The sequence below is a fragment of the Candidatus Baltobacteraceae bacterium genome (genome assembly GCA_035502855.1).
Lineage (GTDB): Bacteria > Vulcanimicrobiota > Vulcanimicrobiia > Vulcanimicrobiales > Vulcanimicrobiaceae > Aquilonibacter.
Genome location: DATJTX010000023.1, coordinates 22,278 through 36,629, shown reverse-complemented (window position 1 = coordinate 36,629; position 14,352 = coordinate 22,278). Strand labels below are relative to the sequence as shown.

The window sequence follows — 14,352 nt, the reverse complement described above, 5'->3', positions numbered from 1 at the left end:
ACCTCCTATTTGAGGCGGTCGTCGACTTGTGAAAACCCCGTGAGTGAGAGCGTTGCGGTGATGCCATGCTCGGCCAGATTCGCATCGAGCATCCCATAGGTCACGCGCAGGTCACCTTTGCCGGCGCGCATCGCTGCGAGCAGGTCGGCACTGACCGTGCCGGTTGCATAGCAGCCCTGCGGCGAGCACGTCAAAAATGGGAAATTCTGCGAGGGTCCTCCGTTCACGCTCACACCGACCGGCGTTCGCACCGCGGCACCGAGCGGGACGTTCATGGTGAGCACGGTCTTGCCGTCGGCCGCGGCGGAGAAATTGAGGCTGATGACCAGCGCGCCGTTGGAGGCCGAGACGATCGAATCGAGGACCCGGCACGCGAGGGCGGCCTTACCCGGATCGCACTCCAATCGCCACCCGGTGATGGTTACCCGCGCCGACGACGTGGAAGGCGTCGTTGCCGCGTAGGCGGGCGCGGCGAAGCACACGATCATGAGGGCGGCGATAAGGCTTCTCATGCGACCGCCTTCGCGCTCGGGAGGGGGCGCCCTCTGGCGTTGACAGGCCTTGCCCGGTCCGGTAGTGTACCTCGATGGCACGGCGCCATCGTCTGGCCCGAGCGTGTCATCCTGAGGTGCCAGCACGTCATCCTGAGGTGCGAGCGAAGCGAGCCTCGAAGGACGGAAATCACGGCGCCATCGTCTATCGGTTAGGACATCGCCCTTTCAAGGCGGAAAGACGGGTTCGATTCCCGTTGGCGCTACCACTTGGACCCTCGATTTTTCAAGGGATTCCGCTGATTTAGACGATTGTTGGACCCTCCGTCTAACAATCGTCTAACAGAATCTAACGAGACGCCTTAGCTGGCGAGCTGTTCGAACACAGCCGCCGCCTCGGCGTCTCGTTCTTTATAGACGTGCAGATAGCGCTCGGCGGTGATACCGATTGTTGCATGGCCGAGTCGCTTCGATATGACCTCCAGCGGCACACCGTGCTTGCCGAGTAGACTCGCATGCGTGTCGCGGAGATCGTGGAGGCGAATGTACGGAACCTTCGCCCGATCCACTAGATAGCGGAACGACGCGGTGAAGCTCCAGGGTAGGACCGGCGATCCGTCGGGCGCGGCGAAGACGAGATCGTCGTCTTTGTATGCGCCCTTGAAAACCTCGCGATCTTTCTGCTGCTCGCCGCGGTGCTTGCGCAGCACCTCGACGAGTGATGTGGGGAGGACGATCGTGCGGTGCTTACCGTTCTTCGGTTCTTTGAATTGCACACCGCCGGCTTTCGTCTCCGTAAGCGAGTGACGGATGGTTGCCGTTTTCGCTTCGAGGTCGAGATCACGCCACCGAAGCGCAAGCGTCTCGCCGCGACGAGCACCGGTATAGGCGGCGAACCACACCGCCGGTGCAAACCATGACTGCGCGCTCACGACTCCGTGCTTGCGCGCCCAATCCGTCGGCTCCCATGAGGATGCAAGCAGTTGCTTCAGCTGCTCCTCGGTGAGCGCCACCGGCTCGGGCTTCTTTACTTTCGGAAGATCCTCCGCGACGAGCGTCGCGACGTTGTGATGGATGAGCCCCTTGCGAAGAGCATAGTTGAGCATCGTTCGAATCAGATCGTGGACATGACGAACAGTTCGCGCGCTCAACGCGCGACCGCTCTTGCCCTTCGAGAGCCAGGACGCGTATGCGTCCGTCAGGTGATGCTGCTTCAGCTTGCTCAACGTCATCTCGCCGAACCTTGGATCGATGTAAGCTGCGTAGAGCGTTCCGTAGCGTTCGATCGTCTTTGGAGCGCGCTGCGCGACCGTCTTGGCTCGGATGAACCTTTCGAAAAGCGTTGATACCGTGACGTCGTCGGCAACGAACTTGCCGATCGCAACGGCCTCTTCGCGCTTCGCGAGGATCAGCTTCGCCTGCGCCTTGGTGACTGGAAAGAGCGTTTCGGTTTTTTGACGTCGCCGTCGTCCGTCGGACGGCGTCGCGTCATAGACTATTCGCCATTTTTTCTCGCCAAGTTGTTTGAGGTATCCCACGATTGTTTCCTTACCGTGGGGCCCCGGCCCCGGCGTCTTCGTCGCGGCACTCGATGAAGTCCCGCAAGGCGCACCTGGGGATGAGGAATTTTTGGCCGACTCGGCGATTGCGAATGCGCTGGCTGTTCAGCAAATCGTAGACGGCGTTGCGCCCGAAAATACCGCGTAGGTATGCGACCACCTCGGCGGCGGTCAAAACCTCGGGCAATTCGTCGAGTTGTATTCCTCTATTCGGGCGCATGGTTGCAATGATGGTGCGGTTTTGCCTGAGTTGCTGAAGCGAACGACGCCTAGGACACTTTCCACTTGGCGGCGATCACCGAGGAGATCGCGTCGTCGATGGTGAGTCCTTCGGGCATCGAAAGGCGGAAGTGCTTACTCAGCGACAACGGAACCTTCGTCGGCGTGGTGGTGACGTTGGGATGTTGGAGAAGGAACGTAAAGCCGAGTGCGACGCGGAACATGCGTGCCTTCTCGCGATCACTCGGCGTGAACATTTCACGCTTTCCCTTGACCGTTGCGTTCATGCTGCTGCGCCACTGCAGGGCACCTGTGCGCCGATCGAAGTCGACGCCCCACGCGCGAATGTCGACACCGTTGAGCCCCGGGCCAGTCGCCGAGACGCGTTCCACAACGAGCGCACCGTGGTTTGCGAATCCGGCGAAGAGTAAATCGGTCCGGTATTGGTAGCGGTTGTCGTCGATCGTCGAGAACCAGGCGTTTCCGTCCACGTAGATGACGAAGGCTTGGTCATTGGGTATCCATCGCGTGTCGATGCGATCCCACATGGCCCCTTCGAGTTCGAAATATTGCTCTGCCGTGAGGTGGTACGACGGTGTAATGGGGACGATATCGTCGAAGACGGCTGCGAGCGTCGGGTGGCTGAATGCGCACACGTTGCCGGAGGGTCCGTCGAGTTGACGGATCATGCTGGCTTGCAGGTCGTTCCAGCGTTTCGGGTCGGCGTCCTTGAGCGACTCGCCGTCCGATAGGACGGGATAGTTGCCGAAATACTCGACCGTGTGTTTCCCCGTCCATGCCTGATCGGGCTCGGTGGTGTTGTGCTTGTGTACCTCGCGTTGCAGATCTTCGAAGAACTTCTTCGCGGGCGAGGTATCGGAGCGGATGCCATACCACAGGCCATCTAGGCACGTACCGGTGATGAGGAGCGCGCGCCCAACCGAGTAGGCTGATTTGGTGTCCTTCAGACCGTCCATGCGCTTGATGCCGGTCATATACCGTTCGCAGGGGCCGTTCGTATCGGTGATGACGCCCATGCTTTCGAGTTCCATAATGTCAATAAAGCGTTGTCCGGTGATCCCGGCGCGAAACGCTTTGTCGATCATGTGCGCGAGGTTATCGTGATCTCCCACTTGTGACTTTCTCTTTCTCTTCCAATACCTTGAGGCGAGCTGAAAGCTGGAAGAATTGGCGGCGGACATCGGCAATCTCGCCGTCCGTAGATTCGGTGGGAGCCACAGCGGCGTCGCTTTCCGCGTCGCCCTGACATAACAGGGCGAGGAGATCGTCGGTCGTCACGCCTAGCGCTTTGGCGAGGTGAAAGACCAGCTTGGACCCCGGATCAGCGATGAGGCCGTTTTCCAAGCGCGAAACGACAGCTTGATCGACGGTGCCGCCGATTTTCTTCGCGAGTTCATCCTGCGACCAGCCGTGGTGCTGGCGCTGCTGTCGAATCATCATGCCAAGTAGTGTTGCGCTCATAGCTGTTTCCGTGCCGTCCTCCGGAACGGGTATTTCAGCGACGCCGGGCGCCCCCTTGCCAGCAGCATAGCACATGATGTATGGTTAATCAACATAAATTATGCGTTTGCTTGGCCGTTTGAGTTTACAGTCAGCTAGGCCTAACGCCGTTCGGCCTAAGTATGGGGAAGCAAGGTAAGCGTTTGGGGTATCAGCCCAGGCTCTCCCGAGCCGAATCGGAGGAGGCTTTTCGCCTTATTCACGATGTGATGGCTCGGATCGGGGTTCGTTCAGTTTACGCGCTCGTCGCGATCACACCCGATCTTAACCCGTCGACGATGTATCGGTGGTTTGCGGATGTTGAACTTGGAAGGGTAGTTGAGTTGCCGATACGAGCGGTCCGCGAACTTGCGGACGCGTTGATTGCCAAAAATGAAACTGAGGGCCGCTCCGGCGAGCTAGAAGCCCTCCTCGAAACGGCCGAGCGCCGCGAATCGCGCAGTGCGGAATTGATAGCCGAGTTCCGAGCTCACCGAGTACCGTACGGTCGCGCATTGGCGGCGATTCGTGCTGCTCGTCATCGCCTCGTTCCCATCGACGAAAGCGTTCAAGAGTAGCTCGCCATCGTAACTCTTTAAGCCCGCGCGCTCATAATCGCTCGATCCTAGCCCGGCGTCGCTCTTCCGACGCAAGGGCCGCTTACGCTGTGAACCCCTTGCCGTCGTCGCTCCACCAGGCTTGTCCCGGCTCATCACGAGTCGGCCGCAGGCCAAGGAGTTACGATGGACAGCAACCTCTACAGCGCACTCATCCCTTCGAGCACCGCGAAGGTGCAAGCGCAAATCGTTTCGGTGCTAAGCGCATTCCCCGAACCGATCGTTCGCCGCGTAGCCGACGTCGGTTCCACCGTCCGAGCGCTAAAGCCGCATGAGCGCTATGCAGATGCTTCCCCAGCTTTGCGACGTCTCGGCATCGACGTTGATGCGTGGCTGGCACCTCCGGCAGGGCTGTTCGTCGTAGAAGAGCGGACGGTGTACCTCCGTGGCCGCTCGCCCATGACGATCGCGCACGAATTCGGTCATGCGATCGACTGCGCGCTGGGCGGCGGTGTCTACCTCTCCGGAGTCATGCCGGAGATTCGCAGCGCCTTCCTCGGTGCGCGCAAGTTCGTTACCCCATATGCCGCGACGGGCATCGACGAATACTTCGCCGAGTCCGTTCGCGCGTATGTCGAGGTGAACGATTCCTCATCGCAGTGGCCGGTGGCCACGAAGGCTCGCTTGAAGGGTGCTGACCCGGCGATGTACGGCATCGTCGACACGTTGCTCCGCTGCGCGACGTAGGTCGCGCAGCTTTCTACAGACCGTAGTGCTCCGGTATCGCCGTCACGATGCTCTCGCTCGGGTCGAGGGATCCGAGCGTAACCACATCGGTCATCATACCCTCGTCCGTGCGAATGAAGGCGATAGCAGTCGCCGACTCGCGTTGCGCTCGCAGCGTCCGCCAGATGGAACCATCGAGGGCATCCTCACGCTGTTCGCTCGTGCTCTCGCTTTGCGAGGTTCCGCGCGAGCTATGCGAACCGCCGTTCAGCGCTCCGGTCGCGGAGGTTCCACTCGTCTTCGTCTTGCCTTCGCTCGTGCCGCGGCGGATGACCGTCGTTTTGCCGACAATCTCGTTGGCGAGCTCTCGCGTTGCCTTGTCGTCCGTATCGAAGAAGAACTTATTCGAGAAGTTAGCGACGATCGCATCAGCAGCACGTTGATCGCCGATCTGTTTGGAAAGCGCGCTAAGGCTCGTCAGACCAACCGTCGCGATGAAGTTGCTTTCGCGGATCGTATTCCATGCTTGAACGTGGCCGCCAGCTGCGTAGTTTGCGTACTCATCGCAGATCAAGAGAACCGGGTCGAGGCTGCCGACGCGATTGCTTGCCGTGCGTTCGCGCGCCATCTGCACGACGCGCCGAAAGAGCATGCGGACGACCGTGTTGACGGCCCGCGGATGCTCGGCCTCGTCGATTTCCACAAGGACGATATGCCCTTTCTCCACGAGCGCGAGGTCGATACCGTTGCGATCGCAGAACGCCCGGCGGACCTCGCCGCGGGCAAAGGGCTGAAGCTGCGGGAGGGCCGATTGGCGAAGTTCCTCGGCGAGCTTCGGATCGCGCTTCAAGAGCGGAACCACGCGACCTTTCACCTCACGGAGCAGCGTGCGGAGTTTGGTCGCTTCGTCACGATCGGTGACTTCGAGCTGCGCGGCGCGCTCATGCGCGTACGCGAAGACGGCGTCGAGGAGGCGCCCGTCAAGCGTGATGAGGTCGAGCAGCGTCGGCAACGTGTCGCCAAAGTCGAAGGTGTAAGCATCGCCCCCGGGTTCGAGCTTTCCGTCGTCGTCGGTAGCGCCTGGAACATTGATGGTCGCCGGGCGAAGTGCTTGAATCAGTTCTACGAACCCCTCGACGAATGCGGACGGTCCCTGCCTCCAGAACTCCGAGTGGGACTCGCCGAGACCATCTCTGATCGCATCGCCGATCGATTCATGGCTCATGCCCGCCGTGACGTCCGTCGTCGCGCGACCCGGGCCGATGCCCACGACATGAATCTGATCCGGACGCCGGAAGGTTCGCGCGATGGCGAGGAAGTCGTCGGTCGCGCGTTTCTTGGTGATGAAGACGATCGCGCCGGCGCGTTTCGATGTGCGGAGTCCCCAGTAGAAATCCGGGTAAACCTTAGAGCGGGTTTTCGATGATCCGGGCGCACCTACGACGAGCGTTCCGCGATTCGCGCTGCGCTCGCCGTACAGGAGGATCGCGCCCTTTTCCGGAGCACCGGTCGCGAGGTTGCGCTCGCGAAACACGCCTTGCGCGACTCCGCCGCAAAGCGCAAGCTGACCCGTAAGGGAGCTCCAGCGTCTACGGTTTCTCATCGCGACACTCGTGTTCGTCGCTGCAGCACCCATCGCGCCCCAGGCCGCGACGCCGAGATCATGTAGGCCGAAGCATATCGCGAAAGCGGCCAGGACTAGGAGTACGATCGTCCCGTCGTAGTCGGGGAACCGATCCTGGATCGTAACCCATTGCATCGCTACGGGGACATGCGATGCAATGACGAGCGCGATGCCCGCCCAGAACGCAAGGTAGCGCGGTTTCGACGCTTTGAAGAACTCTCGATCGACGCCGAAGCCCCGGGATATCGGGATGACGATCGCCATGACGCTGGAGGCGATCAGCGCGTAGCCGACCCACAGAGTTACGGCCCAAGCTACGTAATGGAAAGGCTGCTGCCGCATCCATGACTCGATAATCGGGCGCAGCTTCGTTAGGAGCCAGAGGCCGGCGAAGACCGTAAGGATGGGATCGATAAGGGCAAGGCAGAGCGCGGTGAGGCGATCGTGCGATTCGCGGAGGTGGTAGGCGGTCATTTGCGATTCCTTTCATAGATGATTCCGTCGTGGTAGCCGGAGCGGTAGCCCAAGTCGAACCCGTATCCGGAACCGGCGTTATAGCTCGTCCAAATCGCTCCAAACGCAACGACGAGCGCGAGTGCGAAGGAGAAGACGAGTGATGAAACTGGCGCGAAGGCGCGTTTGCGCGCGGTATTGCGCTGCTCGGATTCGAGTGAACGGATGGCGCGCACCGATGCATCATGGACGCCGGTGATGCCATCCGCTAAGGCTCCAATGACGCGCTGATCTTTAGCGATACTCGAGCCGACCGCCGACGAGAGACGATCGGCAAATGCCTCGTTGGCGAGAACGGTGTTTGTACCGCGCGTGAACTCGCGTACCGACTGTTGCATTTCATAGAGGAGCAGCCACATCGGATCGTCATCGGGGATGCGGGAACGCTCGGCCAGGCGCCGCGCATTCAGCTCGGCGTCGGCGCCGAGGGACGACAGGTACAGATCGCGTGCAGTGCCGCTCACCGCGGCACCATGTGCTCGGGGAGTTTGCCGTCGAGATCGAGGGACGAATCGCGAAATGCCTCGGCGACTGACGAGAGGTACATCTGCACGCGTGCGGCACCGAGGCGCCCCATGCGTCCGACACCGTCCGCGCCGGCAGCCTGAATGAGGCGAAGCCGTTCGGCGTCCGCCTGGGCCAAGAGCCTGGGCGGCATGGAGGGGAGGAACACCGTCTCGGCGCCGGCACTCGCGGCGAGATCGCTCGTTGCGCCATATCGGCGCATGCCGTTCTCGTTGATGCCGTCGTAGATCACGAAGTCATCGGCATTTCCAAAGCGGCCGTTCTTGACGATGACGATGCGCGCGGCGGTGCCGGAAAATGTGTTGAGGACTACCTGTGCCGTCAGGGTTTCGGCCACCATTGCGCCGATAGGGTTGACGACGACGAGCTCTCGACCCGACGCTTTGACCGCCGCCACGAGTGCTTCCGTTCCGTTGTTGCCGAACGTGCTCAACAGATCGTCGATGCGGCCGCCGGGAACGTCGATGAGAACATCGTCGAAATCGGCTTCGTAGCAGTCGTCGAGCCATGACTGTACGCTGCTGTTTGCGTTGAGATCGAACGTCTTAATCGCGTCGTGGTAGACCGCGAACGTTCCGGTAGCTGCGTCGAGGTCCCACGAAGCCACGCGGCGTCCGTGGGTCGGAAGAAGATCGTGGAGAAGCTTCGAGATGAACGTTTTGCCGACGCCACCCTTTGGGGCAACGGTCGCTACCACTCGTCGTGCGCTCATAGCTTCAACCCTTTTGCGCCGAAGCTCGCGTTCGTGGTCGCGGACAGAGCGGGCTTTGCCGATGTCTGCTGCTGCATCGGATGCTCCGTTACCGGTGCGCCACTCACACGACGCGAGCGTCGACGCGGCGACCGTTTCATGCAGGCCGCGCGCAGGAGATCGGCGCTGATACTCTCGCCCATCGCTGTCGATAGTTCTCGGGCAAGGGAACGCCACGAATACCCACGCTGGTGCAGCGTTAGGATAAGTTCGCGCGCATTTACGAGGAGCTGTCGCTTCGCGCTAACGCGCGATGACGGAGCGGCTTCCTGGAGCCGTTTTAGAATCGCTTCGAGTTCAGATGCTGTCACCGTGTACCTCAGTCAGAAGGTGCGTAGTGGCGACAGTTTAGCGGATTTGCAGGACGGATTGAGTCCCGCATTATGTGTACTCGCTGGATTACTCTCACCGAGCACACGCTCATCGGACCCATCTTTGCTTCATGCTGTGCGATAATCCACGCCATCGCAGTAACCGGCACGCAACAAGACGTGCGGAGCGCATTCACAACGACGTCAAATAAGGATGCAGGATGGTGCCCAAGGGCAGACGAGAATCAAAAACGCAACGACACGGCGGGCGCGTCGTACTATCGCTCGATGTAGAGCCGCGCGTGCGCGACGCACTACGCGAACGCGCGGCGCTAGCTGGCGTTTCGATGGCGGAATATGTCAGCGTCGCCCTCGCTCAACCGAGTCGCGCGTTCGCGACGACGTCGGCCGAGGTAGTGCAGCCGCTCGCGCAGCTTTCATATCGAATCTCGCGTGCACAGCACGCTGCCGCGGCAGGCGATCATCAGGCCGCAGCTACGGAGCTTGAATGCGCAAGGCGCATTGCCGCGGAGGCTATGCGTCCGCTAGCTGCCCCGCATGCCGACGAGGTCCGATCGGCCGACCGGCGACGCGCTGGCGGCTGGAGCGGCTGATGGTTGGCAAGCTTTGTGCGGCTCCCGCGAAAGGCGGCGCAGCGTCAGGCTTGATCGAATACCTCGTCGGGTACGCGATAAGCGAGAAGGGCGCGACGCGCCAAGAGATCGCCGACGCGCTCGACGGCGTGTACGCTGAATCGGAGCAGCGCCCGGACCTTGGGGTAGACGCCGTGTGGCGCCCGGAAGTCGGCGGCGGAACGCGGCCATCGTCCATACTCGTGCGGAACTGCGCCTCGTTCTCGACCGCGAGCCTGGAAATCGACGCGGACGGAGCGCGGAACCCCGGCATCCGATCGAGCGCGATGCACTTCGTTTGGTCGTGGAACGAACGCGAGAGCGGCTTGCTGACCGATGAACAGGCGCACACATATGTTGGACAGATTCTCGAAAAGCTTGAGTTGAACCATTATCGGAGCGTAGCTGTCGTTCACCGCGATACCGACAATCTGCACGTCCACTGCGCTGCTGGTGCTGTCGACCCGGGAACGGGGCTCGCTTACGATCGCACGGGCCTTCACCGGAAGATGGCGTGGGCCGAACGCGAAGTCGAACTCGCCAACGGCCTCGACCACGATCGCGGCCTAGCCGTCGTTCAGGACTCCGGGCTTTCTACCGCTCATGTACGCTGGGCCGATAAATTCGAACTTGCTGCGTGGCGAGCGGAACGACGCGAGGAGCGCCTCGTTCGTCAGGAACGCCGTTCGTTCGAGGGGTACCGCGAGCGCGACGGAGCATTCAGTCGTTACGTCGATGCGACGTTGGGACCTCGTCTATTGACGGCGCTTGACCTCGATCGACAGCGCGGCGTTACTGATTCCTGGGCAACGCTGCATGCCGTTGCAGCACGCTATGGATGCGAGCTTTCGGCGGGGCAAGATGGCGCCGTAGTTGCAAGGGATGTCGGCGTTGGCGCGATGCGCACAGCGCATGAACAAGAACGACGCGATGTGCGCGCGGCGCTGCTCGCTGAGGGGTTAGATAGCGGCGAGGTCGACGAACGGCTTGCGGAGTTGCGGGCGAAGCACGTGGCGGAAGAAACCATTGAGCGCGATCGCAAGAAGGTCTCGGGAGTCGTCGCTGAGTTGCCATCATCGCTGCGAGAACGGCTGCGGGATCTTCCGGGATTTCAAGATGCCGAGCAATCGGAGCGATCCGTCGTCGAGCGGGTCGAGCGCAAGCCGGCGCTTGTCCTCACTGCGATTACTGCTCAAAGCAGCACCTTCACGCGCGAGGACATCGATCAATGGCTCTCGGCCCGATTATCTGATCCCGATGAGATCGAACGTTTAGGGGACCTAATCGTCCGCGCGGATGAGGTTCGGGTCCTGTCTGCCGATCCGGTGCAGCCGCTGATGACGACGACGGAAATCGTGGCGATCGAGGAGGCCTTGAATGCGGATGCTCGTCTCCTGGCGGCGACGGCATCGGGTATCACGCCGTCTGCGGTCGACAACGCGATTCGCTGCTACGAGCAGCAAGAAGCCTCGCGTCGCGGACACGCCTTCCGGTTGTCCGATGAGCAACGTGCCTCATTGCAGCAAATCTCGCGCGCTTCGCTCGTCGCCATCGAAGGTTTGCCGGGAGTCGGCAAGACCACGATTCAGGGCGCGGTTCGCGTGCTCGGAGAGCAATTGGGCCGCGAGGTGGTTGGACTCACGCTATCGCAGGCAGCCGCGGAGCGTCTCGAAGCTGAGGCCGGCTTTCGGTGCGTCAATACGGCACGAGCTCGAATACTTGAGGAAGGCCACAATCCGGTAATCCCGCACAACGGTATCGTGGTCGTCGACGAGGCCGCGATGGTGGATTCGCGCGCGAACGGAAAGATTTTGGAGTTGGCGCGCACGCGCGGATGCGTTGTGGTGGAGATTGGCGATGTGCGCCAACTGCAACCGATCGACTTCGGTGCGTCCTTCCGAATCGTCAGAGATGCGGCGCGCGACGTTGGGACGTACTGCGAGCTTCGCGATATCCAACGACAGGAGCGCGGATGGCACCGTGAAGCGGTGGTGCAATTGGCTGATGCGATTGCCGAGCGCGACGGAAACGCGCGTCTCGTTAAGGTCGGTGCTGCACTTCGGCTCTTAGAAGATCATGGCGCCATCACGTGGACCGATGATCGTGACGCTGCGATCGACGCGGTTATCGAGTGTTCCCAGATGCGTCGCGGAGCTGGTCTCGATACGTTGACGCTCGCTTCCGATAAGGACAGCGTTCGCCATCTCTCGGAAGAGGATCGGCGGCGCGACGGGCGCGATGGGAAGGGGCGACGATATACGGCCGATGGTGGTCTTCGGGAGTTCGCGCCCGGCGATCGGTTGATGTTCTTGGAGAACAGCCTCGGTCGTAACGGTCTCGGTGTTCGTAACGGAGATCGCGGGACTGTACTTGAGGCAAAGCCCAACCGAATTACCGTGCAACTCGACGGCAAGAACGAGCAGACGATGACGTTCTCGCCGAAGGCCTATCAGGCGTTTGATTACGCGAACGCCTGCACCGTTCACAAAGCGCAGGGAGCCAGCGTCGATGCCTGCGTTTCGTTGATCGATCGAAGTGCATCGGCTGAGTTGCTGTTTGTTGCGGCAAGCCGATCGCGACGAGAGCTGGATATGATCATCCCCCGCTCGGCATTCCGGGACGTCCACGAATTAGCGGAGCACGTCGCCGAGCGGATATCTCTGAAGACGACGACGAGAACATACGACGAACTGCTAGAGCGAACCGGCGGCAGGCAGACGATTCGTGTACAGAACATCGAAACGCAACGCGAAGCACTGCCGCTTCGTCGCGTCTATGAGGCAGACGTCGTCGAGCCGCTTCGGGCCTTGCAGTTGGAACGCGTCGAGCAGGCTCGCGAAGCCTATCGGGAGCGCAAGAGCGAGATCGAGGAGTCCGGGCTATCGATGGAAGATCGGTTGGACGCCGGCCGGGATGCGCTGCGCGCAATGAGGACCGCGATGATTGCCGCCTACCGCGAGCTTCGTCCGCAGCCATTCGGCGAGTGGCTCCAAGAGCGCGAAGAGCGCCGGGAGCGGGTCCGGCCGTCGGTCGACCGGCAGCAAGAGCAGGCGGTTCACCGGGATCGGCGTGAGCGAACCATGACCGGCGTGTTCTCGCAAGCGGAGGAGATGTCGCAAGGCACGGGGATCGATCGAGGGCGATAGCGATCGCTCTAAATAGCAAAGCCGCCTTGCGGCGGCTCGCGCCCTCGCTCCTAGGATTGAGGGGGGATACCCTATTACGATATCAGGGTGGTCAAGAGTGGGACTTGCCATGTCACGTTTTTATATAGTAAAATGTGACAATATGGCCGCCAAGACCGCAGCGGACGCCGTCCGCCAATACCTCAAGAGACTCGAACCTGGGACCGTTTTCACCCCGGCGGAGCTGGTCCATGCTCGGCTCGGCTCTGAGGATGCGGTTCGCCAGACACTACGCCGGCTCGCGACCACCGGGGACGTCCGGCGCCTATCCAAGGGCTACTATGATGTCCCACGGGTCAGCCCGCGGATCGGCGTCCTTAGTCCGACCCCTGAGGCAATTATCGCTGCCCATGAGCGCAAGACGGGAGCTACCATTGAGCGCCCGGAGCTGGAAGCCGCAAATAAACTCGGCCTGACGACCCAGGTTGTGGCTCGACCGATTTATCGCACGAATCTCTTCTCGCGCGAGTTGAAGATTGGCGGCCAGCGCATTCGACTGCGCACTTCCGGGCCGCGTTCCCTTGCACGCGACGACGACCCGTCCGAACTCGTGATCGATGCGCTTAGTACCATCGGAAAGGCGAATATTACAGATATCGAGATCGCTAAACTCCGTGCGTTCGTGCGCGAGCATAAGCTCGGCAAGAAGCTGTTGCAACGTTCAAAGCGTGCGCCGGCGTGGATGCTGCCCGTTATCGACAGCATCCTCGCCAAATCGGAGGGCGCTGATGGATAGCTTCGCGCGATTACCCTCGCGCGATCGACGCGAGGCTTTTGAAGAGTTGGCGCGGCGACGGCAGATCGAATTCACGATGGTCGAAAAGGATTTCTGGGTCTGCTGGGTCTTGAAGTCGATTTTCGATCTGCCTCATGGGCATCCAACGATGACCTTCAAAGGAGGCACGTCACTGTCGAAGGCGTACGGGCTGATCGATCGTTTTTCGGAAGACATTGACGTTGTTACCGATCCCGGGTTCTTCATTGCTCAGGGGATCGCGACCCCAGAAGAGGCGGGAATCAGCAGGCCGCAACGTAAGAAGCGCATGGCCGAACTCGACGTTGCCTGCGGATCGTACATCAAGGGGCTCCTTCTCAACGAACTGCGTAAGCAATTTGCGTTTCGACTCGATTCTTCAGATGACTGGAGTATCGGTCTCGATCCGACAGATCCTCATGCTTTGCTGTTCGCATATCCACGAAGTAACCCGGAACATGAAGAACACCCGTATGTTCGCAGATTCGTCAAGATCGAGTTAGGTTGGCGAGCGAAATCCGCTCCCTCTGAGACGAGATCGATCGAACCATATCTGGCTGACATACCGTTTGCGTTGCAAAACCCGATCGTTGCCTGTAATGTGCTTGCCCCGGACCGGACCTTCTGGGAGAAGGTGACAGCCTTGCATGCAGAGAGTTTTCGCGACGGAACAAAGCCATTCTTCGCGCGCCATTATTCCGATGTTGCTACGATGCTGCAGACGCGAACTGGAAAAAACGCGTCTTATGACCTGGCAATGCTCGAAGACGTACGCGCGTTCAAGGAAGTTTACTACTACTCTGCTTGGGCGCACTACGACCTCGCCAAACCAGGTTCGTTGGTTGTGGTTCCTAACGCAAAGAAGCTTCGCGATCTTGCAGGCGACTACAATGGCATGGAGCAGATGTTTCTCCATGATCCGCCGTCGTTCGACTGGGTTGTCGAGCAGCTGCGGAGCTTCGAGGCGGAAATTAATAAGTAGGGGACGAGGAAGGTCGCGCTGAG

12 protein-coding genes and 1 tRNA gene are annotated in these 14,352 nt (G+C 60.7%); 6 read left to right on the top strand and 7 right to left on the bottom strand.

Annotated features, from left to right (window positions below; translation table 11 throughout):
* Positions 1–5: 5 nt before the first annotated feature.
* Positions 6–512 carry an invasion associated locus B family protein gene (locus VMF11_08505; GenBank protein HTU70352.1) on the bottom strand — a complete coding sequence of 169 codons (507 nt, stop codon included), beginning with the start codon at positions 510–512 and terminating at the stop codon, positions 6–8.
* 173 nt (positions 513–685) lie between these two features.
* Between VMF11_08505 and VMF11_08500 the strand changes: the two genes are divergently transcribed.
* Positions 686–760: transfer RNA gene (locus VMF11_08500), tRNA-Glu, on the top strand.
* Positions 761–853: 93 nt separating this feature from the next.
* On the opposite strand, the gene VMF11_08495 is transcribed toward VMF11_08500, so the two are convergent.
* The 3 genes from VMF11_08495 to VMF11_08485 form a co-directional block, all read right to left on the bottom strand.
* A complete protein-coding gene (locus VMF11_08495) occupies positions 854–2,029 on the bottom strand; it encodes a site-specific integrase (protein ID HTU70351.1) in 1,176 nt (391 codons plus the stop codon).
* 290 nt (positions 2,030–2,319) lie between these two features.
* Positions 2,320–3,402, bottom strand: coding sequence for a hypothetical protein (locus VMF11_08490; GenBank protein ID HTU70350.1), 1,083 nt, complete (start codon positions 3,400–3,402; stop codon positions 2,320–2,322).
* Positions 3,386–3,751 carry a helix-turn-helix transcriptional regulator gene (locus VMF11_08485; protein ID HTU70349.1) on the bottom strand — a complete coding sequence of 122 codons (366 nt, stop codon included), beginning with the start codon at positions 3,749–3,751 and terminating at the stop codon, positions 3,386–3,388. The genes VMF11_08490 and VMF11_08485 overlap by 17 nt, the downstream gene beginning before the upstream one ends.
* 182 nt (positions 3,752–3,933) lie before the next feature.
* On the opposite strand from VMF11_08485, the gene VMF11_08480 reads away from it, so the two are divergent.
* Positions 3,934–4,347 carry a hypothetical protein gene (locus VMF11_08480; GenBank protein ID HTU70348.1) on the top strand — a complete coding sequence of 138 codons (414 nt, stop codon included), beginning with the start codon at positions 3,934–3,936 and terminating at the stop codon, positions 4,345–4,347.
* Positions 4,348–4,512: 165 nt separating this feature from the next.
* Entirely contained in the window at positions 4,513–5,073 is a 561-nt protein-coding gene (locus tag VMF11_08475; protein ID HTU70347.1) for a hypothetical protein, read from the top strand.
* 13 nt (positions 5,074–5,086) lie between these two features.
* On the opposite strand, the gene VMF11_08470 is transcribed toward VMF11_08475, so the two are convergent.
* From VMF11_08470 to VMF11_08460, 3 genes are read right to left on the bottom strand one after another with little or no spacing between them, the layout of a single operon-like run.
* Positions 5,087–7,150, bottom strand: coding sequence for a TraM recognition domain-containing protein (locus VMF11_08470; protein HTU70346.1), 2,064 nt, complete (start codon positions 7,148–7,150; stop codon positions 5,087–5,089).
* Positions 7,147–7,653 (bottom strand): hypothetical protein, encoded by a 507-nt coding sequence (locus VMF11_08465; GenBank protein ID HTU70345.1) that lies wholly within the window; start codon positions 7,651–7,653, stop codon positions 7,147–7,149. Before VMF11_08465 ends, VMF11_08470 begins: the two co-directional genes overlap by 4 nt.
* Positions 7,650–8,426, bottom strand: a complete 777-nt coding sequence (locus VMF11_08460; GenBank protein HTU70344.1) for a hypothetical protein — start codon at positions 8,424–8,426, stop codon at positions 7,650–7,652. Before VMF11_08460 ends, VMF11_08465 begins: the two co-directional genes overlap by 4 nt.
* Positions 8,427–9,389: 963 nt before the next feature.
* Here VMF11_08460 and VMF11_08455 point away from each other — a divergent pair.
* The 3 genes from VMF11_08455 to VMF11_08445 all read left to right on the top strand — a co-directional run bounded on the left by VMF11_08455 (position 9,390) and on the right by VMF11_08445 (position 14,329).
* On the top strand, positions 9,390–12,554 hold the full coding sequence (locus tag VMF11_08455; GenBank protein HTU70343.1) for an AAA family ATPase: 3,165 nt from the start codon (positions 9,390–9,392) through the stop codon (positions 12,552–12,554).
* A gap of 142 nt (positions 12,555–12,696) precedes the next feature.
* A complete protein-coding gene (locus tag VMF11_08450; GenBank protein HTU70342.1) occupies positions 12,697–13,329 on the top strand; it encodes a DUF6088 family protein in 633 nt (210 codons plus the stop codon).
* Positions 13,322–14,329: a nucleotidyl transferase AbiEii/AbiGii toxin family protein gene (locus VMF11_08445; GenBank protein ID HTU70341.1), complete on the top strand. Its 1,008-nt coding sequence runs from the start codon at positions 13,322–13,324 to the stop codon at positions 14,327–14,329. The genes VMF11_08450 and VMF11_08445 overlap by 8 nt, the downstream gene beginning before the upstream one ends.
* The last annotated feature ends 23 nt before the right edge of the window (positions 14,330–14,352 follow it).

Excerpts from the sequence above, each read along its gene's own strand:
- VMF11_08505 (HTU70352.1), bottom strand. The coding sequence starts at position 512 with ATGAGAAGCCTTATCGCCGCCCTCATGATCGTGTGCTTCGCCGCGCCC.
- VMF11_08485 (HTU70349.1), bottom strand. The coding sequence starts at position 3,751 with ATGAGCGCAACACTACTTGGCATGATGATTCGACAGCAGCGCCAGCAC.
- VMF11_08475 (HTU70347.1), top strand. The coding sequence starts at position 4,513 with ATGGACAGCAACCTCTACAGCGCACTCATCCCTTCGAGCACCGCGAAG.
- VMF11_08470 (HTU70346.1), bottom strand. The coding sequence starts at position 7,150 with ATGACCGCCTACCACCTCCGCGAATCGCACGATCGCCTCACCGCGCTC.
- VMF11_08460 (HTU70344.1), bottom strand. The coding sequence starts at position 8,426 with ATGAGCGCACGACGAGTGGTAGCGACCGTTGCCCCAAAGGGTGGCGTC.
- VMF11_08455 (HTU70343.1), top strand. The coding sequence starts at position 9,390 with ATGGTTGGCAAGCTTTGTGCGGCTCCCGCGAAAGGCGGCGCAGCGTCA.
- VMF11_08450 (HTU70342.1), top strand. The coding sequence starts at position 12,697 with ATGGCCGCCAAGACCGCAGCGGACGCCGTCCGCCAATACCTCAAGAGA.
- VMF11_08445 (HTU70341.1), top strand. The coding sequence starts at position 13,322 with ATGGATAGCTTCGCGCGATTACCCTCGCGCGATCGACGCGAGGCTTTT.